The organism is Klebsiella sp. JB_Kp004 (assembly GCF_040065795.1).
Taxonomy (GTDB): Bacteria; Pseudomonadota; Gammaproteobacteria; order Enterobacterales; family Enterobacteriaceae; genus Klebsiella; species Klebsiella quasipneumoniae.
On record NZ_JBEAKW010000010.1, the window covers coordinates 111086 to 131928 of the forward strand.

Sequence of the window (20843 nt, forward strand, 5' to 3'; positions counted from 1 at the left end):
TTATCGGGTGATAAATTTATTCATCTGGGCAAACGTTTGCTGTGCCCCTAGAGTATCCGCATTATCCTTGTGCCGGAGTGGTTATGTCCAGCAATGCTCAAGTCCGCCGTCGCGCCGTGCAGGCCGCGCGCGGCGAATCCCCGTTTGATCTGCTGCTGGTCGATGCGCAGATCGTCGATATGGCCACGGGCGAAATCCGCCCGGCTGACGTCGGTATCGTCGGCGAGATGATCGCCAGCGTCCACCCGCGCGGCAGCCGCGTCGACGCCCATGAAGTGCGTTCCCTGTCCGGCGGCTACCTGTCGCCCGGCCTGATGGACACCCACGTGCACCTTGAAAGCTCCCACCTGCCGCCCGAGCGCTACGCCGAAATCGTCCTCACTCAGGGCACCACCGCGGTGTTTTGGGATCCGCATGAGCTGGCCAACGTGCTCGGCGTCGAGGGCGTGCGCTACGCGGTAGACGCCAGCCGCCACCTGCCGCTGCAGGTGATGGTCGCCGCGCCGTCGAGCGTGCCCTCCACCCCCGGACTCGAAATGTCCGGCGCCGATTTCGCCGGCGCGGAAATGGAGACTATGCTCGGCTGGCCGGAAGTGCGCGGCGTGGCGGAAGTGATGGATATGCACGGCGTGCTGCACGGCAGCGAGCGGATGCAGGAGATTGTCCAGGCCGGTCTCAACAGCGGAAAACTGATTGAAGGCCACGCCCGCGGGCTGAGCGGCGCCGACCTGCAGGCCTATCTCGCCGCCGGCGTCACCTCCGATCATGAACTGACCTCGGCGGACGACGCGCTGGAAAAACTGCGCGCCGGGCTGACGATCGAGATCCGCGGCTCGCACCCCTACCTGCTGCCGGATATCGTGGCGGCGTTGAAAACGCTGCCGCACCTCTCCTCGCAGATCACCGTCTGCACCGATGACGTGCCGCCGGATATGCTGCTGGAGAAAGGCGGGATCATCGCCCTGCTCAACCTGCTGATCGAGCATGGATTACCGGCGGTCGATGCGCTGCGTTTCGCCACCCTCAACGCTGCTATTCGCCTGCAGCGCCACGATCTCGGGCTGATTGCCGCCGGGCGACGCGCCGACCTGGTGGTGTTTGATTCCCTGGAGAAGCTGGCGGCCCGCGAAGTCTACGTTGGCGGGGAACGGCTGGCCCATGCCGGCCGCCTGCTGAAGCCGATCGCCCCGGCGCCGGGCGTGACGCCGCCGCGCGATACCTTGCAGATAGCCCCCCTCGCCGCCGATGACTTTATCCTGCGCATCAAGGGCATTCGCCACGGCGTCGCCCGCCTGCGCCATATCCGCGGCGCGCGCTTCACCCAGTGGGGTGAGGTCGAGGTGCAGATCCGCGACGGCCAGGTCCAGCTGCCCGCCGGCTTCAGCCTGATCTGGGTCAAGCACCGCCACGGCCGCCATCAGGCGACGCCGCAAATCGCCCTGCTTGAAGGCTGGGGCGAGCTGCGCGGCGCCATCGCCACCAGCTATTCCCACGATTCACACAATCTGGTGGTGCTCGGGCGCAATGCTGAGGATATGGCGCTGGCGGCCAACCAGCTTATCGCCTCCGGCGGCGGGATGGCGCTGGCGCAACGGGGCGAGATCCTCGCCCATGTGGCGATGCCGATTGCCGGCATGCTGTCGGATCTCCCGGCCGCCGAGCTGGCGCGTCAGTTCCGCGAGCTGCGCGATCTGAGCAGCAAAATCGCCGACTGGGAGCCGCCGTACCGGGTCTTTAAGGCCATTGAAGGCACCTGTCTTGCCTGTAACGCCGGGCCGCATTTAACCGATTTGGGTCTGACCGACGGCGGCAGCCGCCAGATAGTCGACCCGTTGATAGCCTGCCGGGAAACCCCGGTACCAACGCCTCACAACAATAATCCTCAGGGAGCCTGAGCATGGCCGATAACACACTTCACTCTTCCGCCCGCGATAACTGGCTGGAGCGCCGCTTTGCGCTGCGCTCGCGCGGCGGCACGCTGCGCAGCGAATGCCTGGCCGGGATCACCGGTTTTCTCGCCGCCGCCTATTTACTGGTGGTCATCCCGGGACTGCTGGCGATAGGCGGAATGGACAAAGGGGCCGCCACCACCGGCACCATTCTGGTCTTCGTCGTCGGCTCGCTGCTGATGGCGTTTTACGCCAACCTGCCGTTTATCGTCGGCCCGGGCATTGGCGGCTCGGTGCTGGTGGGGGTCACGCTGGCCGGTAGCGAGGGAATTGGCTGGCAGACGGGCCTCGGGATCGCCTGCTGGTCGGGGGTTCTCTTCTTCCTGCTGACCCGCTTTGGCCTGCGCGAAGTGGTCACCCGCTCGGTGCCGCAGTCGATCAAGCTGGGGCTGACGGCCTCCATCGGCCTGTTCGTCGCCGTCCTCGGCTTTCGCAACGCCGGGCTGGTGCTCGCCAATGCCAAAACCAACGCCCTGATGCTCGGCGACTTCCTCGCCCCCGGCGCGCTGGTGGCGCTGTGCGGCCTGTTCCTGGCGATAGCCCTGCAGGCGCGTAAGGTGCCGGGCGCCATTTTGTGGGCCATTCTGTGCGCTACCCTGGTGGGGATCCCGTTCGGCGTCACGAAACTGCCGACGCATTTTATCGATGTCCCCCACTCGCTGGCCCCGGTGCTGGGAGAGGTTGACCTGCTGGGGGCGTTAAACATCGCCTTCCTGCCGTTCCTGTTCGTCTTTTTCGCTTCTGAGTTTTTCTCCACCATGGGGACGACGCTGGCGGTGGGCGGCGAGGCGGGTCTGCTGGATGAAGAAGGCAACATGCCGCAGATTAATCGCCCGTTTATGGTCGATTCGATTGCCGCGGCGCTCGGCCCGTGGGTAGGTATTCCGGCGGCAACGGCGCTGATTGAGTCCTCGGCGGCGGCGGAAGCCGGCGGCAAAACCGGCCTCACCGCGCTGTCGGCGGCGGTGATGTTCCTGCTGATGCTGCTGTTCACGCCGGTGGCGCTGATGATCCCGAAGGAGGCCACCGCCCCGGCGCTGATCCTGATCGGCCTGAACATGTTCAGCGGCCTGCGCAAAGTGGATCTTGGAAACTTCACCGACGGCCTGCCGGTGCTGATGATGGTGATGATCACCCTCATCGCCAACAGCTTCGGCACCGGCATCGCCGGCGGGCTGCTGTTTTACATTGTGATCAAGGCCATCGCCGGCAAGTGGCGGGAAATCCCGATTGGCCTGTGGGTGCTGGCCGTCCCGCTGGTCTACTACTTCGCGACCTTAGTTAGACATTAAGCCCTTCACAATGTGATTTCACCTCTTCATATAACAAACGCACCGCAGCAGAGAGCTGTTTGCGGTGCGGACAAATCAGGTTCAACGGTACCACATCCCCCTGGTAACGCGGCAGCAGGCGCCGCAGGCGGCCCGCCCGCAGATCGTCGCTGACGTCGAGCATCGATTTATAGGCAATGCCCTCCCCGGCTACCGCCAGCCGGCGGATCACCTCCGCGTCGTCGCTCATCACCGTGCCGGAGACCTTCTGCTGCAGGACTTCGCCGTCGAGGCTCAGCGACCAGCGGTCGAACGGGCGGCCGCGCAATATGTAGATCAACGCATTGTGCTGGCCGAGCTCCTCAAGGGTCTGCGGCTCGCCGTGGCGGGCGATCCACTCAGGAGAGGCCACCAGCACCCGACGATTTTCCGGCGCCACCGGCAGCGAAATAAACGAGGCGTCATCGTTATTGCCATAGCGAAACGCGACGTCCACCGGATCTTTAAACACGTCGGTCAGCTGGTCGGAAAAGAGCAGCCGCAGGCGCAGCGCCGGGTGGCGTTGCCGAAAGTCGCGGAACAGGGTCAGGAGCAGGTTACGCCCGAGATCCGACGGCACGGCGATCTGCAGCATGCCGCGAATTTCATCGTCCGGGGTCTGGATCTTCTGCAGGCCGGCCTCGAGGGTATCGAGCATCTGGGTGGCATACGGCAGCCAGGTCTCCCCCTCCGGCGTCAGGCGCAGGCTGCGGGTCGAGCGGGCGAACAGGCGAATATTGAGGATCGTCTCCAGACGCTTAATCGCCGCGCTCACCTGCGCCGGTTGCTGCCCCGCCTCGCGCGCGGCGTCGCTAAAACTGCCCAGTGCCGCGGCGCGGACAAATAAGGTCAGATCTTCCAGCCTGAACATGCCGATACTCCCCTGCTTCAGATTGCTCCCAAAATAGGCATCACCGTCGCTGCAACGCAAGCGGCGCAGGACTTGCGCCGTGTTTTGCTTACACTTTTTAAAAATCCAGTGCTTGCCATTTCAGCAACGCATCAGGAATGATACGAGGCTGCTATTTTGAGTCCAGGTAATATTGAGGAAACTATGCGTAAAACAAAAATGATGCTTCTGGGCGTACTCCTTGCCACCGCCGGCGCCAGCTGGACGGCTTCTGCCGCGGGGATCGATCAGTATGCGCTGAAAGAGTTCACCGCCGACTTCACCCAGTTTCACATTGGCGACACCGTTCCGGCGATGTACCTCACCCCCGAATACAACATCAAAGGGTGGCAGCAGCGTAATCTGCCCGCGCCGGACGCCGGCAGCCACTGGACCTATATGGGCGGTAACTACGTGCTGATCACCGACACCGAAGGCAAAATCCTCAAGGTGTACGATGGCGAGATCTTCTATCATCGCTGATCCGCTCAAACTCCGCATCCGCCCCGGCGAACCAGCGGACTCTCCGGCGCTGCGCCAGCTCTTTCTGCGGGCGCGCAGTGCGTCGTGGACCTGGCTTCCCTCCACGACGTGGCGGCTGGAAGATTTCGATGCCGCCACCGCTGATGAACAGCTGTGGGTCGCGAAATACGACGGCCTGCCGGTGGGCTTTGCCGCCGTATGGACCGCCGATAACTTTCTTCACCATCTGTTCGTCGACCCGGACTGGCAGGGCAAACATATCGGCAGCGCGCTGCTGGCGCAGGTCGAACAGACCTTTACCGCCAGCGGGACGCTGAAGTGCCTGATGGAAAATAAAAACGCCCTGCGCTTCTACCAGCGTCACGGCTGGACCATCGAAGCACAGGGCGCCTCGCCCGAGGGCGGATACTGGCTGATGCGCTCGCCGCGGCCTTAAACGGCGCGGAAGGCAATCTCACCCGGGATCACTTCTCCCTGCCAGTACATCTGGGCCGCCACCCGACCCGCCAGCTGGCGGTAGATGTCGGTAAATTCGCTTTCCGGACGCGCCACCACCGTCGGCGTGCCGTTATCCAGATCTTCCCGCAGCGTAATATGCAGCGGCAGCTGGCCCAGCAGCTGGGTGTGGTATTTCTCGGCCAGTTTTTGTGCGCCGCCGGTGCCGAAGATCGGCTCATGGTGCCCGCAGTTGCTGCAGATATGCATGCTCATGTTTTCCACGATCCCCAGCACTGGCACTTCCACTTTTTCGAACATCACGATGCCTTTTTTGGCGTCGATCAGCGCGATATCCTGCGGCGTGGTGACTACCACCGCGCCGGTGACCGGAATGTTCTGCGCCAGCGTCAGCTGGATGTCGCCAGTGCCCGGCGGCATATCCAGCACCAGGTAGTCGAGATCCGGCCACAGGGTCTCCTGCAGCATCTGCATCAGCGCCTTGCTGGCCATCGGCCCGCGCCACACCATGGCGTTGTCGTCGGTCACCAGGTAGCCGATGGAGTTGGTGGCCAGACCGAACTTCATGATCGGCGCCATATGGGTACCGTCCGGCGAGGTCGGGCGGCTGTCTTCCGCGCCAAGCATGGTCGGAATCGACGGGCCGTAGATATCGGCATCCAGAATGCCCACCTTCGCCCCTTCCGCGGCGAGCGCCAGCGCCAGGTTTACCGCCGTGGAGGATTTACCGACGCCGCCTTTCCCGGAGCTGATGGCGATAATGTTCTTCACGCCGTTGATGCCGGGCTGGTTTTTCACGCGCTTGAGGGTCGCGATGCTGTGGGTCAGCTTCCAGTCGATGGCCTTCGCGCCAGTGATGCGCAACAGCTCGGCACTGCACTGCTCTTTGAGCGCTTCGAAGGCGCTGCTCCAGACGAACGGCATTTGTAGCTCGATATGAACGGTATCGTCCAGCCAGGCGACATGGTGCAGCGCCTTGAGGGTGGTGAGATTATGCTTCAGGGTTGGGTGCTGGAAATTGGCCAGCGTCCCGGCGACCATCGCGCGGAGGCGCTCGGGGGATTTGGCCTGGGATTGCGAATTCATCCCGACTCCTTTGTTGTTTTGAGATGCTTTCAGTAATCACAGAGTTTATCACAGGAAAGGATTATCCATATATGGGCAGCCATTTATGGCGCACCCACAGCCCTTTTGGTAATATCGGAAGCCCTTTTTACAACAGAAGATGTAATGCTCACTATGACTCAAGTCGCGAAGAAAATTCTGGTAACGTGCGCCCTGCCGTACGCCAACGGCTCCATCCACCTCGGCCACATGCTGGAGCACATCCAGGCTGATGTCTGGGTCCGTTACCAGCGAATGCGCGGCCACGAGGTCAACTTCATCTGCGCCGACGACGCCCACGGCACGCCGATCATGCTCAAGGCGCAACAGCTCGGTATCACTCCGGAGCAGATGATTGGCGAGATGAGTCAGGAGCATCAGACCGATTTTGCCGGCTTCGACATCAGCTACGATAACTATCACTCGACGCACAGCGACGAGAACCGCGAACTGTCGGAGCTTATCTACACCCGTCTGAAAGAGAACGGTTTTATCAAAAACCGCACCATCTCTCAGCTCTACGATCCGGAAAAAGGCATGTTCCTGCCGGACCGTTTTGTGAAAGGCACCTGTCCGAAGTGTAAATCTCCGGACCAGTACGGCGATAACTGCGAAGTGTGCGGCGCGACCTACAGCCCCACCGAACTGATCGACCCGAAATCGGTGGTCTCCGGCGCCACGCCGGTGATGCGTGACTCCGAACACTTCTTCTTCGACCTGCCGTCGTTCAGCGAAATGCTGCAGGCGTGGACCCGCAGCGGCGCGCTGCAGGAGCAGGTGGCGAACAAAATGCAGGAGTGGTTCGAATCCGGCCTGCAGCAGTGGGACATCTCCCGCGATGCGCCGTACTTCGGCTTCGAAATTCCGAACGCGCCGGGCAAATATTTCTACGTCTGGCTGGACGCGCCGATCGGCTACATGGGCTCTTTCAAGAACCTGTGCGACAAGCGCGGCGACACCACCAGCTTCGACGAATACTGGAAGAAAGACTCCACGGCCGAGCTGTATCACTTTATCGGCAAGGACATCGTCTACTTCCACAGCCTGTTCTGGCCGGCGATGCTGGAAGGCAGCCAGTTCCGTAAACCGACCAACCTGTTCGTGCATGGCTACGTGACGGTCAACGGCGCGAAGATGTCTAAGTCGCGCGGCACCTTCATTAAGGCCAGCACCTGGCTGAAGCACTTTGATGCCGACAGCCTGCGCTACTACTACACCGCCAAGCTCTCTTCGCGCATCGATGATATCGACCTCAACCTGGAAGACTTTATCCAGCGCGTTAACGCCGACATCGTCAACAAGGTGGTTAACCTCGCTTCGCGCAACGCCGGCTTTATCAGCAAGCGTTTTGACGGCGTGCTGGCCGCTGAGCTGGCCGACCCGGCGCTGTACAAAACCTTCACCGACGCGGCGGAAAGCATCGGCGAAGCGTGGGACAGCCGCGAGTTCGGTAAGGCCATCCGCGAAATCATGGCCCTCGCCGACGTGGCCAACCGCTATGTCGATGAGCAGGCGCCGTGGGTGGTGGCGAAACAGGAAGGCCGCGACGCCGACCTGCAGGCCATCTGCACCATGGGCCTGAATATGTTCCGCGTGCTGATGACCTGGCTGAAGCCGGTCTTGCCGCAGCTGGCCGCGCGTGCGGAAGCGTTCCTCAACAGCGAGCTGAGCTGGGACGCCATCCAGCAGCCGTTGCTGGCGCATAAGGTCAATCCGTTTAAGGCGCTGTACAACCGCATCGAGATGAAGCAGGTGGAAGCCCTGGTGGAAGCCTCTAAAGAAGAGGTGAAAGCCACCGCGGCGCCGGTCACCGGTCCGCTGGCGGACGATCCGATTCAGGAAACCATCACCTTTGACGATTTCGCCAAAGTCGACCTGCGCGTGGCGCTGATTGAAAACGCGGAATTCGTCGAGGGCTCCGACAAGCTGCTGCGCCTGACGCTGGATCTTGGCGGCGAGAAGCGTAACGTCTTCTCCGGCATCCGCTCCGCTTATCCGGATCCGCAGCCGCTGATTGGCCGCCTGACGGTGATGGTCGCCAACCTGGCGCCGCGCAAAATGCGCTTCGGCATCTCGGAAGGGATGGTGATGGCCGCCGGCCCTGGCGGGAAGGATATCTTCCTGTTAAGCCCTGACGACGGCGCGAAGCCGGGTCAGCAGGTGAAATAATAAAAAAGCCGGAGAATATCTCCGGCTTTTTTTTGCCCGGCGGCGCTACGCTTGCACGGGCCGACGGGTTTTGTAGGCCGGGTAAGGCGAAGCCGCCCCCGGCTAACCATCACGCCTTCGGGTTATGCACCCGCTGGGTCAGGCCGCGCAGGAAATTGCGCAGAAACTGGTCGCCGCACTCGCGGTAGTTTTTGTGGTCAGGCGATCGCATCATGGCGGTCACTTCCGGCACCGAGACGCGGTATTTCTGCTCGCTCATGATCGCCACAATATCATCCGTTTTCAGCGAGAAGGCGATCCGCAGCTTTTTCAGCACCGTATTGTTATTCACCCGGCGCTCCAGCGCCAGCTCCGGCGCTGAATCGTCTTTACCGCGCTTGTCATAGATAAGGCCGTTGAGGAAACCCGACAGGATAATGTCCGGGCAGCGGACAAAGCCCTCTTCATCCTCTTTCGTCGTCCAGGTGTCGAAGCTGGCGGAGGTGGATTCCATATCGGATAGCGCAAGAATGCGCACCATATCGTTATTATTGACTTTCAGGGTGTAGCGCAGGCTACGAAGAATATCATTACTGAGCATGAGTGCCTTTTACTGTCGATGATGCAATGGGGCGCAGTGTAGCAGCTTTACAGGCCAATCGCCTCTTTCAGACTTTTTAAATAGCGCCGGCTCACCGGCACCGTTTGCCCGGCGCGCATCAGCAGCTCCGCCTGACCATTCTCCTCCAGGCGAATCTCCTTCAGGTGCGCCATATTCACCAGATACTGGCGATGACAGCGCAGCAGCGGCGTGCGGCTCTCAAGGGTGCGCAGGGTTAGCTCGGTAAACCCTTCCTTGCCCTCGCGGTCGGTCACGTAGATCCCGCTCATCCGGCTGCTGACAAAGGCCACATCCTCCATCTGCAGCAGCCAGATACGGCTGTGGCCGGTACAGGGTATGTATTTCAGCGTCTGCCGGGCGTCATCCAGCAGCGACACATCCTGCAGATTACGCTCCTGGCGCAGGCGGGCTAGGGTTTTCTCCAGCCGGGCAGCTTCAATCGGCTTGAGCAGATAGTCAAAGGCGTGCTCCTCAAAGGCTTTCACCGCGTATTCATCAAAGGCGGTGAGAAACACGATATAGGGGCGGTGCTCCGGGTCGAGCATCCCGACCATCTCCAGGCCGCTGATGCGCGGCATCTGGATGTCGAGAAACAACACGTCGGGACGCAGCTTATGGACCGCGCCAATCGCCTCCACCGCGTTGCCGCATTCGCCGACGATCTCGATATCGCGCTGAGTCTCCAGCAAAATACGCAGGTTTTCCCGCGCCAGCGGCTCATCATCGACGATCAATACTCTCAGCATGCATTCTCCTCCAGGGGCAAACGTAGGGTGACACGGGTAAACCGCTCCGGTTCGCAGGTGACGCTGATGCCGCAGTCGGCGCCAAAACGCGCCCGTAGCCGCCTGTCCACCAGATTCATCCCCAGCCCGCTGGCCTGAGGGTTGGCCCGGTACAGCCCGGCGTTATCTTCGATATCCAGCTGCAGCCAGCGATCGTCCTGGCTGGCGCGAATGGTAATTTCGCCGACGCCAAGATGTTGCGAAGTGCCATGCTTAATGGCGTTCTCCACGATCGGCTGCAGGGTAAAGGCCGGCAGCTGGTGATGCGCCAGCCCTTCCGGCACCGCCATCTGGATCTGCAGGTTAGCCTGAAAGCGGGCCTTCTCAATCTGCAGGTAGGCGTTAACATGCTCGATCTCATCGGCGAGGGTGACGATTTCTGTCGGCCGCTTCAGGTTCTTGCGAAAGAAGGTCGACAGATACTGCACCAGCTGGCCGGCCTGCTCGCTGTCGCGACGGATCACCGCCTTCAGGGTGTTAAGCGCGTTAAACAGGAAGTGCGGGTTGACCTGGGCATGCAGAAGCTTGATTTCGGATTGCGTCAGCAGCGCCTTCTGCCGCTCGTACTGCCCGGCGAGGATCTGCGCCGACAGCAGCTGGGCAATCCCCTCCCCCAGGGTGCGGTTGATCGAACTGAACAGGCGGTTTTTCGCCTCATACAGTTTGATGGTGCCGATCACCCGCTGGTTCTCGCCGCGCAAGGGGATCACCAGCGTCGACCCCAGCTTACAGTGCGGATGAATCGAGCAGCGGTAGGGCACCTCGTTGCCGTCGGCATACACCACCTCGCCAGTCTCAATCGCCCGTTGCGTATACGAGGAGGAGATAGGTTTGCCCGGCAGGTGATGGTCGTCGCCGATGCCGGTAAACGCCAGCAGCTTGTCGCGGTCGGTGATCGCCACCGCGCCGATATCCAGCTCCTGGATCAGCACCTGGGCCACCTTCATGCTGTTCTCTTCGTTGAACCCCTGACGCAGGATCCCCTCGGTGGACGCCGCCACCTTCAGCGCCGTGGCGGAAAAGGCGGAGGTGTACTTCTCGAACATCGCCCGCTTGTCCAGCAGAATGCGCATAAACAGCGCCGCGCCGACGGTATTGGTTACCATCATCGGCGCGGCAATGCTCTGCACCAGATGCAGGGCGTCCTGGAACGGGCGGGCGATCAGCAGAATAATCATCATCTGCACCAGCTCGGCCACGAAGGTGATCGCCCCGGCGGTCAGCGGGCTAAAGACTTTGTCCGGCCGGCCGCGCTTGACCAGCACGCTGTGCACCAGACCGCCCAGCAGCCCCTCGACGATAGTGGAGACCATGCAGCTTAAGGCGGTCATCCCCCCCAGCGAGTAGCGGTGCAGGCCGCCGGTCAGCCCCACCAGCCCGCCGACCACCGGGCCGCCGAGCAGGCCGCCCATCACGGCGCCGATGGCGCGGGTGTTGGCGATAGAGTCTTCGATATGCAGACCAAAATAGGTCCCCATAATGCAGAAAATGGAGAAGGTGACGTAGCACAGCAGCTTGTGCGGCAGGCGAACGGTGACTTGCATCAGGGGGATAAACAGTCGGGTTTTGCTCATCAACCACGCGATGACCAAAAATACGCACATCTGCTGAAGCAGCAGCAACACCAGATCAAACTCGTACATACCCGCAAACCACACATTCCTGAAAGCGCGTACCTTACACTGCCTGGCGGAGACTTTCTTTGAAGCCCTGCATAAAAATGAAAAATGACGGGCAGGATCACACTTTTTTGCGGCGCGTGACGCAGCGAAAGCGGCAAAAAGCCCGGCGCGGCGCGCTAAACCGCAATTAATGTTTCATTAACACCTGTGCTTCACCGTATAATCCCCCTGTTAACATCAGGAGCCTATTATGAAGCCAGCGAAAATCGCGGTCGTCACTCTCTTCTTACTTATGGCCATCGGCGGGATCAGCGGCGTGATGCTGGCCGGCTATTCCTTTATTGTACGTGGCGGTGTCGGCTGAGCCAGCGGGCCAGGCGCTCAAATACGCGGTCGACAATAATCGCCGCCAGCGCCACCAGCAGCGCCCCCTGCACGATATAGGCGGTATTAAACCCGCTCAGGCCGATGATGATCGGCGTCCCAAGCGTATTGGCCCCCACCGTCGAGGCTATCGTCGCGGTACCAATATTGACGATGACCGACGTGCGGATCCCCGCCAGGATCACCGGGGCCGCCAGCGGCAGCTCCACCTTGCACAGACGCTGCCAGCCGGTCATGCCCATCCCTTCTGCCACTTCTGACACGCCCGACGGTATCGACCCCAGACCGGCCAGAGTCCCTTGCAGCACCGGCAATATGCCATACAGCGCGAGGGCGATCAGCGCCGGCAGCCAGCCAAAGCCCAGCACCGGCACCGCCATCGCCAGCACCGCCACCGGCGGAAAGGTCTGCCCGATAGCGGCGATGGTCTCCACCAGCGGACGAAACGCGCTGCCCGCGGGCCGGGTGACCGCCACCCCTGCCCCCAGCCCGACAGCGGTCGCCGCGAGGCTGGACGCCGCCACCAGCCAGCCGTGATCGACAGTGAGCGCCCAGAAGCTCTCCTGCTGGTAGACCGGCCGCGGCAGTTCCGGAAACAGCCGGCTGAACAGCGGCGCGCTGTAGGGCAGCCCCGCCAGCAGGCCGATAAACAGCGCGCTAAGCCACCACAGCGGCTCACGAAGCGCCTTCATGACTCGCCTCCTGGCGCAGCAGATCGGCAAAATGCAGCGTGCCGCAGGGTTGCCCCTCGGCATCCACCACCGGCAGCGCTTCGCAGCGCCGGGCGACAAACTGCGACAGCGCTTCCCGCAGGGTCATGGTGACGGTCAGCCCCTCGCCCGCCAGCCGCTCGTCGGGACGCAGATAGTCCCGCACCTCGCGCAGCGACAGCAGGCGCACGCCCAGCTCGCTGCGGCCAAAAAAGGTTTGCACAAAGCGATTCTCTGGCCGCATGAGCATCTCAAGCGGCGCCCCCTGCTGGACCACCTCGCCGCCGTCCATCAGCACCAGGTGGTCCGCGAGACGCAGCGCTTCGTCAATATCATGGGTCACCAGGACAATCGTCCGCCCCAGCAGGCGATGGATGCGCAGCATCTCCTGCTGCAGCGCCTCACGGGTCACCGGGTCGAGGGCGCCGAAGGGCTCATCCATCAGCAGTACCTCCGGGTCTGCCGCCAGCGCCCGCGCCACCCCGACCCGCTGCTGCTGGCCGCCGGAGAGCTGATGAGGGTAGCGGTCGCGCAGCGTTGCCTCCAGCCCCAGCAGCGCCATCAGCTCGTCGACCCGGTCGGCGATCCTCCCCCGCGGCCATTTTTGCAGCTGCGGCACGGTGGCGATATTCTGCGCCACCGTCCAGTGGGGAAACAGGCCGATGGACTGGATGGCATAGCCCATCCGCCGCCGCAGGGTCAGGAGCGGCTGCTGGCGAATGTCTTCGCCGGCAAAGCGAATCATGCCCCGGTCCGGCTCCAGCAGGCGGTTGATCATTTTCAGCGTCGTCGACTTGCCCGAGCCGGAGGTTCCCACCAGCACCGAGAAAGCGCCTTCGCGCAGCTGCAGGGTCAGGTCCTTCACCGCCGGGTGGCCGGCAAACGCTTTGCTGACCCCTTCAAATTCAATCATTGGCCTCTCCTTTCAGCCAGGCGCCCCACAGGGCGAACAGGGCATCCACGACCACCGCCAGGGCAATGGTCGGCACGACCCCGAGCAGCACCAGATCCAGCGCGCTGCTCAGCAGCCCCTGGAACACCAGCGCGCCAAAGCCGCCGGCGCCGATCAGCGCCGCCACCACCGCCATGCCGACGGTTTGCACGCTGACCACCCGCAGGCTGCGCAACAGCACCGGCATCGCCAGCGGGAGCTGCACCTGACGAAAACGCTGTCCGGCGCTCATGCCCATCGCCGTCGCGCTCTCCAGCGCATCCCGCGGCACCTGCTGCAGGCCGGTCACCACCCCGCGCACCAGCGGCAGCAGCGCATACAACGTCAGGGCGATCAGGGCCGGCGCCACGCCGGTCCCGGAGACGCCCAGCTCGCCCAGCGCCGGGAAATAGCGCGCCAGACCGGCAAGCGGGGCAATCAGCAGGCCGAACAGCGCCACCGACGGGATAGTCTGGATCACATTGAGCACGGTGAAGGCCGGCGCCTGCCAGCGCGGACGCCGCCAGAGCCATACCCCCAGCGGCAGGCCAATGATCAGGCCCGGCAGCAGGGTGCCAAACAGCAGAAGCAGATGCTGGCGCAGGGCGTCGTCAAACACCTCCTGGCGGTTGGCATACTCCTTCAGCAGCGAGAGCTGATCGAGCGCCCCGGCGGCGAGCAGGATGATGGGCAGAAGCCAGACTTGCGCATTGAGCAGCCAGCGCCACAGCGGCCGGGCGGTAAGATGACGAATGGCCTCGCTGGCCAGCAGCAGGCAGAGCGCCAGCGACAGCCACAAACCGCTGCCGGGCGAGGTGCGCGCCAGCGGCGAGCCGTGCCGGGAGAGCTCAATCGCCGCCTGGCCGCTGCCCCAGATAAGCAGCGGGAAGAGCAGTTCGGCCAGCAGCAGATGGAGAAGCGGCGCAACCCTGCCCGGCAGCCAGCAGAGCAGGATCCCGGCGAGGGCTGCCGCCAGCTGAACGCCGGCGAGCCAGGGCATCACCTGCCACAGCCCGCGCCCTTCCCCGGAGAGTAAGCGATTCGGCGCGTAAGCGATAAACGGCAGCGCCAGCGTAACCAGCAGCAGGCCTGTCAGCAGCAGGCCGACGCGGTGAGTACAGCGAATGGTCACCGGTGGCTTACTTCAGCAGGCCTTTCTGCTGCAGATAATCTGCCGCCACGCGCTTCGCATCCTGGCCTTCCACCGCGATGCGGGCGTTGAGCTGTTGCAGGGTCTTTTCATCGAGGCTGGCGAAGACCGGCTTCAGCCAGTCGGCGATCTGCGGGTAGGCTTTAAGCACCGCCTCGCGCACCACCGGCGTCGGGGCGTAAATCGGCTGCACGCCCTGCGGGTCGCTCAGCGTCTGTAACCCCAGAGCCGCCACCGGGCCGTCGGTGCCGTAGGCCATCGCCGCGTTGACGCCGGAGGTCTGCTGCGCCGCCGCTTTGATGGTCACCGCCGTATCGCCTCCGGCCAGCGACAGCAGCTGGTTCTGGTTGAGTTTGAAGTCATACGCTTTTTCAAACGCCGGCAGCGCGTCCGGGCGTTCAATAAACTCCGCCGAAGCCGCCAGCTTAAATTCGCCGCCCTGCTGCAGATAGCGGCTGAGGTCGGCCAGCGAGGTCAGATGATTTTTCTCCGCCAGCTCCTGGCGCACGGCGATGGTCCAGGTGTTGTTAGCCGGCGCCGGGGTGAGCCATACCAGCTGATGTTTCTCCTGATCCAGGCGTTTCACCTTCTCATAGCCCTGCCGGGCATTCTTCCATGCCGGGTCATTTTCATCTTTAAAGAAGAAAGCGCCATTGCCGGTATACTCCGGGTAGATATCCAGCTCGCCGGCGACAATCGCCCCGCGCACCACCGGCGTGGTGCCGAGCTGGATTTTATTAATCGTTTTGACGCCGTGGTTTTCCAGCACTTGCTGGATCATATTGCCCAGCAGCGCCCCTTCGGTATCAATTTTCGAGCCGACCTTCACCGGCTCCGCCGCCTGCAGCGGCACACTTATCAGGGCGGCCAGCGCCAGCGCGCCGGACCATTTCGTCGCCATCTTCATCCCGCTTCCCTCAGTTCTTTTGCGCTTCGCTTACAGAAGCTTAAGAGAAAAGCGTAGTCCATTTGCCAGCGATACGAAAAAGAAAAGGCCGATTAATCGGCCTTTAACGTGTGACGTTGGGCTTAAGGGCTCTGCCTTACAACAGCTCAAACTCGCTCTGCTTCACGCGGGCGGAGTCCACGCCGATAAAGACATTGAATTTGCCCGGCTCAGCGACGTATTTCATCTGCTGGTTCCAGAACTTCAGCGCGTCGACGTCGATCGGGAAGCTGACGGTTTGCGTTTCACCCGGCTTGAGGGTGACCTTTTTAAAGCCGCGCAGCATTTTCACCGGCCGGCTCATGGAGGCGGTGACGTCCTGCAGATACAGCTGAATGACCGTCGCCCCTTCGCGTTTGCCGGTGTTGGTCACCTGCACGCTGGCGGTCACGCTGCCGTCGCGCGGCAGGGTGGCCGACGACATGGTGACATCGGAGACGCTAAAGGTGGTGTAGCTCAGGCCGTAGCCAAACGGGTACAGCGGGCCGTTGGCCTCATCGAAGTAACGCGAGGTGTACTTGTTCGGCTTCTCCGGATTATACGGCCGACCGGTATTGAGGTGGCTGTAGTAGGTTGGGATCTGCCCCACCGAGCGCGGGAAGGACATCGGCAGCTTGCCCGACGGGTTATAGTCGCCAAACAGCACGTCGGCGATGGCATGCCCGCCTTCGGTGCCGGCAAACCAGGTCTCCAGCAGCGCATCGGCTTGCTGATCCTCTTTCACCAGCGCCAGCGGACGGCCGTTCATCAGCACCAGCACCAGCGGTTTGCCGGTGGCTTTGAGGGCGGCAATCAGATTGCGCTGGCTCTGCGGCAGGGTGATGTCGGTCCGGCTGGAGGCCTCATGGGCCATCCCCTGCGCCTCGCCCACTACGGCGACCACCACGTCGGCTTGCTTCGCCGCCGCGACGGCTTCGTCGATCATTTCCTGCGGCGAGCGCGGGTCAACCTGCACTGCTTTCTCATACAGATTGAGGAAATCAACAATGCCTTTGTCGTCGGTAACGTTCGCCCCTTTGGCGTAAATCACTTTGCCGTTATCGCCCAGCGCTTCTTTGATGCCGGTCAGGACGGTCACCGACTGATCGGCCACGCCCGCCGCCGACCAGCTGCCCATCATGTCGCGTTTGCTGTCCGCCAGCGCGCCCACCACCGCGATAGTGCCGGATTTTTTCAGCGGCAGCGTATCGAGACGGTTTTTCAGCAGCACCAGGCTCTCGCGGGCCACTTCGCGCGCCTCTTTACGATGCAGACGGCTTTCCGCGTTGGTGTCCTGCGGGTCAGAATCTTTTGGTCCCAGGTGGCTGTACGGATCGTTGAACAGCCCCATGTCATATTTGACGTTGAGCACGTGACGGGTGGCGTCATCCAGCTCAGCCATGGTCACCTTGCCGGATTTCACCAGCCCCGGCAGGTATTTGCTGTAATACTCGTCGCTCATGCTCATGTTGATGCCGGACTTCAGCGCCACGCGCACCGCGTCTTCCGGGTCGGAGGCCACGCCGTGCTTGATCAGCTCTTTGATGGCGCCGTGGTCGGAAACCGTGATGCCTTTAAAGCCCCACTGGTCGCGCAGGACATCTTTCAGCAGCCAGGAATCGGCGGTCGCCGGGGTGCCGTTCAGCGAATTCAGGGCCACCATCACCGCGCCGCTGCCGGCATCGAGTCCGGCTTTATACGGCGGCATATAGTCGTTGAACAGACGCTGCGGGCTCATGTCGACCGTGTTGTACTCTTTCCCGCCCTCCACTGCGCCGTAGGCGGCGAAGTGCTTGACGCTGGTCATCACCGAATAGCGATCCGCCGGGCTCTTGCCCTGCATCGACTCCACCATCGCCTGGCCCATCATCGTGGTCAGATACGTGTCTTCCCCGAAGCCTTCGGAAGCGCGTCCCCAGCGCGGGTCGCGGGAGACGTCGACCATCGGCGCCCAGGTCATGTTCAGCCCGTCATCGGCGGCTTCATAAGCTGACACGCGGCCCACGGTTTTCACCGCGTCGAGGTTAAACGACGAGGCCAGACCGAGGCTTATCGGGAAGACAGTGCGCTGGCCGTGCAGCACATCGTAGGCAAAGAACAGCGGGATCTTCAGGCGACTAAGCTGCATCACCTGATCCTGCATGACGCGGATATCCGGACGGGTGACGGTGTTAAAAATCGCTCCCACCTGGCCCGCTTTGATCATCTCGCGGATCGCTTCTTTCGGGTTATCCGGGCCGACGCTTATCAGACGCAGCTGGCCGATTTTCTCGTCCACGGTCATTTTTTTCAGCAGGTCGGTAACAAAGGCATCCCGCGCCTGCGGGGTCAGGGGGTGGTTACCAAACAGTTCATCCGCCAGCGCGGGTTGCAGCGCCAGACTCACGGCGACGCCTACAGTGCAGAGCCATTTCATTGTTATCTCGCTTTTTCTCAGACGGGGACTTGGTAAAACATAATAAAAACCGCAGTTTGCCATATATATAAACAACGCGCCCGCAGAATGCTAAGGTTCTTCTCTGATTTTTGCGAAACATTCATGCATCAAATTGTCATACAAAGCGCTATGCTTATCCTCGATATTTCGCGCACCACCACAAGGAGTGGAACATGTCATCTGCACCCACTAACACGCATAAAACGTTTCTGGCTGACCTGGCGCGCCTGGTTGGCCCTGCGCATCTGCTGACCGACCCGGCAAAAACCCAGCGCTACCGCAAAGGCTTCCGCTCCGGCCAGGGCGAAGCGCTGGCGGTTGTCTTTCCCGGCACCCTGCTGGAACTCTGGCGCGTGCTTAACGCCTGCGTCGACGCCGATAAAATCATTTTGATGCAGGCGGCCAACACCGGCCTGACCGAAGGCTCCACCCCCAACGGCAATGATTACGATCGCGAGATCGTGATTATCAGCACCCTGCGCCTGGATAAGCTGCATCTGCTGGACAAAGGCGAGCAGGTGCTGGCCTGGCCCGGCACCACTCTCTATTCACTGGAAAAAGCGCTGAAACCGCTGGGGCGCGAGCCGCACTCGGTGATCGGCTCATCGTGCATCGGCGCGTCGGTGATCGGCGGGATCTGCAACAATTCCGGCGGCTCCCTGGTGCAGCGCGGGCCAGCCTATACCGAGATGTCGCTGTTCGCGCAGATTGACGCCGACGGTAAGCTAAAGCTGGTCAACCATCTGGGCATCGATCTCGGCAGTACGCCGGAGCAGATCCTCAGCCGACTCGACGACGAGCGGATCAGCGATAGCGATGTGCTGCATGATGGCCGCCACGCCCACGATCACGACTATGTTACCCGCGTGCGCGATGTCGATGCCGACACCCCGGCGCGCTACAACGCCGACCCGGACCGCCTGTTCGAATCCTCCGGCTGCGCCGGTAAACTGGCGGTTTTCGCCGCGCGTCTCGATACCTTCCCGGCGGAGAAGCGCCAGCAGGTGTTTTACATTGGCACCAATCAGCCGCAGGTATTGACCGAGATCCGCCGCCATATCCTCGCCGAGTTCCAGCATCTGCCGGTGGCCGGGGAATATATGCACCGCGATATTTACGATATCGCCGAGAAGTATGGCAAAGACACCTTCCTGATGATCGACAAGCTCGGCACCGACAAAATGCCGTTCTTCTTCACCATGAAGGGGCGCACCGACGCGATGCTGGAGAAAGTGTCGCTGTTTAAGCCGCACTTTACCGACCGCTTTATGCAGAAGCTCGGCCACGTCTTCCCGGCGCATTTACCGGAGCGGATGAAAACCTGGCGCGACAAATATGAACACCATCTGCTGCTGAAGATGGCCGGCGACGGCATCGAAGAAGCGCAGCGCTGGCTGACGGCGTACTTCCAACAGGCCGAGGGGGAGTTCTTCGCCTGCACGCCGGAGGAAGGCAGCAAAGCGTTCCTCCATCGCTTTGCCGCCGCGGGCGCGGCGATCCGCTATCAGGCGGTGCATGCTGACGAGGTGGAAGATATTCTGGCGCTGGATATCGCCCTGCGCCGCAACGATACCGAGTGGTTCGAACATCTGCCGCCGGAAATCGACAGCCAGCTGGTGCATAAGCTCTACTATGGCCACTTTATGTGCCATGTATTCCATCAGGATTACATCGTCAAGAAAGGGGTCGACGCCCATGCGCTGAAGGAGCAGATGTTGGCGTTGCTGAAAGCCCGCGGCGCCCAGTACCCGGCGGAGCATAACGTGGGTCATCTGTATGAAGCGCCGGAGAGCCTGCAGCAGTTCTATCGCCAGAACGATCCGACCAACAGCATGAACCCGGGGATCGGCAAAACCAGCAAGCAGAAATACTGGGGTGAAGCGGCCCCGGCGCCAGTCTCCCCGACAGATCCGCAATAATCGGCGGCAGGACTATTCAGCCTGGCGCTTCTGTATTACGCTGCACGCCGGAGAATGTCTCTCCGGCAGATTCAGGAGCGCCGCCATGCCTGCAGAGGCCCCGTTACTCGACAGTGATTTAGAAATTCGTGAAGCGCTGCCCGACGATGCGCACGCCATCGCCGCGCTGTATGTCTGGCACGTGCTCAATGGTCGCGCCTCCTTCGAAGAGATCCCCCCCACCGTTGACGAAATGCGTAAACGGATCCAGACCGTGCGCGATAACGGGCTGCCCTGGCTGGTAGCGCTTTGGCGCGGGGCTATCGTCGGCTACTGCTACGCCACTTTCTATCGCCCGCGCCCGGCCTATCGCTACACCCTCGAAGAATCGATCTACGTGGAATCCGGAATGGGCGGGCGCGGCATCGGCAGCGCGCTGCTGTCGCGGCTGATCGCCGAATGCGAGAAAGGCCCATGGCGGCAGATGCTGGCGATCATCGGCGATGGCCATAACAATGCCGGCTCGCTGGCGATCCATAAAAAGTTCGGTTTTACCGTGGCGGGTCAGCTGCGCAGCGTCGGCTATAAGATGGGCGACTGGCGGGATACGTTGATTATGCAGCGCGCGCTGGGTGACGGCGACTGGACGCTGCCGGAGTAATATTCGGCGTCACATCCCGCGGCTCGCGGTATAAACCCCCCAGCCCGATCGCCCGGCGGCGCTGCGCTTGCCGGGCCTACTAAGGGGCGGAACCCGGCGCCAAATAATGTAGGCCGGATAAGGCGTCCGCCGCCATCCGGCACAAACGCGGCACGGTGCCGGGTATATTGCCCGGCGGCGCTGCGCTTGCCGGGCCTGCGAAGGAGGCGAACCCGGCGCCAAATAATGTAGGCCGGATAAGGCGTCAGCCGCCATCCGGCATAAACGCGGCACTCGGCGTGATTGCCCGGCGGCGCTGCGCTTGCCGGGCCTACTAAGGGGCCGAACCCGGCGCCAAATAACGTAGGCCGGATAAGGCGTCAGCCGCCATCCGGCACAA

18 protein-coding genes are annotated in these 20843 nt (G+C 62.0%); 8 read left to right on the plus strand and 10 right to left on the minus strand.

Features of this window, described 5'->3' with window-relative positions; all coding sequences use genetic code 11:
• Positions 1 to 83 precede the first annotated feature (83 nt).
• Positions 84 to 1895 (plus strand): adenine deaminase C-terminal domain-containing protein, encoded by a 1812-nt coding sequence (locus tag ABLX76_RS12255; RefSeq protein ID WP_243806100.1) that lies wholly within the window; start codon positions 84 to 86, stop codon positions 1893 to 1895.
• Between the two features lie 2 nt (positions 1896 to 1897).
• Complete coding sequence (locus tag ABLX76_RS12260; protein ID WP_023290415.1) at positions 1898 to 3241, plus strand: NCS2 family permease; 1344 nt, start codon at positions 1898 to 1900, stop codon at positions 3239 to 3241.
• Here ABLX76_RS12260 and ABLX76_RS12265 read toward each other — a convergent pair.
• Positions 3231 to 4130, minus strand: coding sequence for a LysR family transcriptional regulator (locus ABLX76_RS12265; RefSeq protein ID WP_032453496.1), 900 nt, complete (start codon positions 4128 to 4130; stop codon positions 3231 to 3233). The two genes, ABLX76_RS12260 and ABLX76_RS12265, sit on opposite strands and share 11 nt — an antisense overlap.
• Before the next feature lie 183 nt (positions 4131 to 4313).
• Between ABLX76_RS12265 and ABLX76_RS12270 the strand changes: the two genes are divergently transcribed.
• Positions 4314 to 4631 (plus strand): RcnB family protein, encoded by a 318-nt coding sequence (locus tag ABLX76_RS12270; RefSeq protein ID WP_004201590.1) that lies wholly within the window; start codon positions 4314 to 4316, stop codon positions 4629 to 4631.
• Positions 4606 to 5067, plus strand: a complete 462-nt coding sequence (locus ABLX76_RS12275) for a GNAT family N-acetyltransferase (RefSeq protein ID WP_348874576.1) — start codon at positions 4606 to 4608, stop codon at positions 5065 to 5067. Before ABLX76_RS12270 ends, ABLX76_RS12275 begins: the two co-directional genes overlap by 26 nt.
• On the opposite strand, the gene apbC is transcribed toward ABLX76_RS12275, so the two are convergent.
• The gene (gene apbC / locus ABLX76_RS12280; protein ID WP_023290418.1) at positions 5064 to 6173 is read right to left on the minus strand and encodes an iron-sulfur cluster carrier protein ApbC; all 1110 of its coding nucleotides are present in this window, start codon (positions 6171 to 6173) and stop codon (positions 5064 to 5066) included. The two genes, ABLX76_RS12275 and apbC, sit on opposite strands and share 4 nt — an antisense overlap.
• A 153-nt stretch (positions 6174 to 6326) precedes the next feature.
• On the opposite strand from apbC, the gene metG reads away from it, so the two are divergent.
• Positions 6327 to 8360, plus strand: coding sequence for a methionine--tRNA ligase (gene metG, locus ABLX76_RS12285; protein WP_348874585.1), 2034 nt, complete (start codon positions 6327 to 6329; stop codon positions 8358 to 8360).
• A gap of 109 nt (positions 8361 to 8469) precedes the next feature.
• Here the strand turns inward: metG and ABLX76_RS12290 are convergent, their stop codons facing one another.
• The 3 genes from ABLX76_RS12290 to ABLX76_RS12300 are packed head-to-tail and all read right to left on the minus strand — an operon-like array spanning position 8470 to position 11389.
• Entirely contained in the window at positions 8470 to 8940 is a 471-nt protein-coding gene (locus ABLX76_RS12290; protein WP_023290420.1) for a DUF1456 family protein, read from the minus strand.
• Positions 8941 to 8987: 47 nt separating this feature from the next.
• Positions 8988 to 9707 (minus strand): two-component system response regulator BtsR, encoded by a 720-nt coding sequence (gene btsR / locus ABLX76_RS12295; RefSeq protein WP_023290421.1) that lies wholly within the window; start codon positions 9705 to 9707, stop codon positions 8988 to 8990.
• Complete coding sequence (locus ABLX76_RS12300; protein ID WP_004189065.1) at positions 9701 to 11389, minus strand: sensor histidine kinase; 1689 nt, start codon at positions 11387 to 11389, stop codon at positions 9701 to 9703. The genes btsR and ABLX76_RS12300 overlap by 7 nt, the downstream gene beginning before the upstream one ends.
• A gap of 229 nt (positions 11390 to 11618) precedes the next feature.
• On the opposite strand from ABLX76_RS12300, the gene ABLX76_RS12305 reads away from it, so the two are divergent.
• Complete coding sequence (locus ABLX76_RS12305) at positions 11619 to 11732, plus strand: protein YohO (RefSeq protein WP_002912762.1); 114 nt, start codon at positions 11619 to 11621, stop codon at positions 11730 to 11732.
• Here ABLX76_RS12305 and ABLX76_RS12310 read toward each other — a convergent pair.
• The 5 genes from ABLX76_RS12310 to bglX all read right to left on the minus strand — a co-directional run bounded on the left by ABLX76_RS12310 (position 11707) and on the right by bglX (position 17884).
• Positions 11707 to 12444: an ABC transporter permease gene (locus tag ABLX76_RS12310; RefSeq protein WP_348874578.1), complete on the minus strand. Its 738-nt coding sequence runs from the start codon at positions 12442 to 12444 to the stop codon at positions 11707 to 11709. The genes ABLX76_RS12305 and ABLX76_RS12310 overlap by 26 nt on opposite strands.
• Positions 12428 to 13375: an ABC transporter ATP-binding protein gene (locus tag ABLX76_RS12315; protein WP_023290423.1), complete on the minus strand. Its 948-nt coding sequence runs from the start codon at positions 13373 to 13375 to the stop codon at positions 12428 to 12430. The genes ABLX76_RS12310 and ABLX76_RS12315 overlap by 17 nt, the downstream gene beginning before the upstream one ends.
• The gene (locus ABLX76_RS12320; protein WP_044524199.1) at positions 13368 to 14525 is read right to left on the minus strand and encodes an ABC transporter permease; all 1158 of its coding nucleotides are present in this window, start codon (positions 14523 to 14525) and stop codon (positions 13368 to 13370) included. Before ABLX76_RS12320 ends, ABLX76_RS12315 begins: the two co-directional genes overlap by 8 nt.
• Before the next feature lie 7 nt (positions 14526 to 14532).
• Complete coding sequence (locus tag ABLX76_RS12325; protein WP_023290425.1) at positions 14533 to 15450, minus strand: ABC transporter substrate-binding protein; 918 nt, start codon at positions 15448 to 15450, stop codon at positions 14533 to 14535.
• A 136-nt stretch (positions 15451 to 15586) separates the two neighbouring features.
• Positions 15587 to 17884: a beta-glucosidase BglX gene (gene bglX, locus ABLX76_RS12330; protein WP_123822852.1), complete on the minus strand. Its 2298-nt coding sequence runs from the start codon at positions 17882 to 17884 to the stop codon at positions 15587 to 15589.
• A 194-nt stretch (positions 17885 to 18078) separates the two neighbouring features.
• Here bglX and dld point away from each other — a divergent pair, with 194 nt between their 5' ends.
• Positions 18079 to 19824: a D-lactate dehydrogenase gene (gene dld, locus ABLX76_RS12335; RefSeq protein WP_065812292.1), complete on the plus strand. Its 1746-nt coding sequence runs from the start codon at positions 18079 to 18081 to the stop codon at positions 19822 to 19824.
• An 85-nt stretch (positions 19825 to 19909) separates the two neighbouring features.
• Positions 19910 to 20464 (plus strand): GNAT family N-acetyltransferase, encoded by a 555-nt coding sequence (locus tag ABLX76_RS12340; protein ID WP_002912829.1) that lies wholly within the window; start codon positions 19910 to 19912, stop codon positions 20462 to 20464.
• Positions 20465 to 20843: the final 379 nt, after the last annotated feature.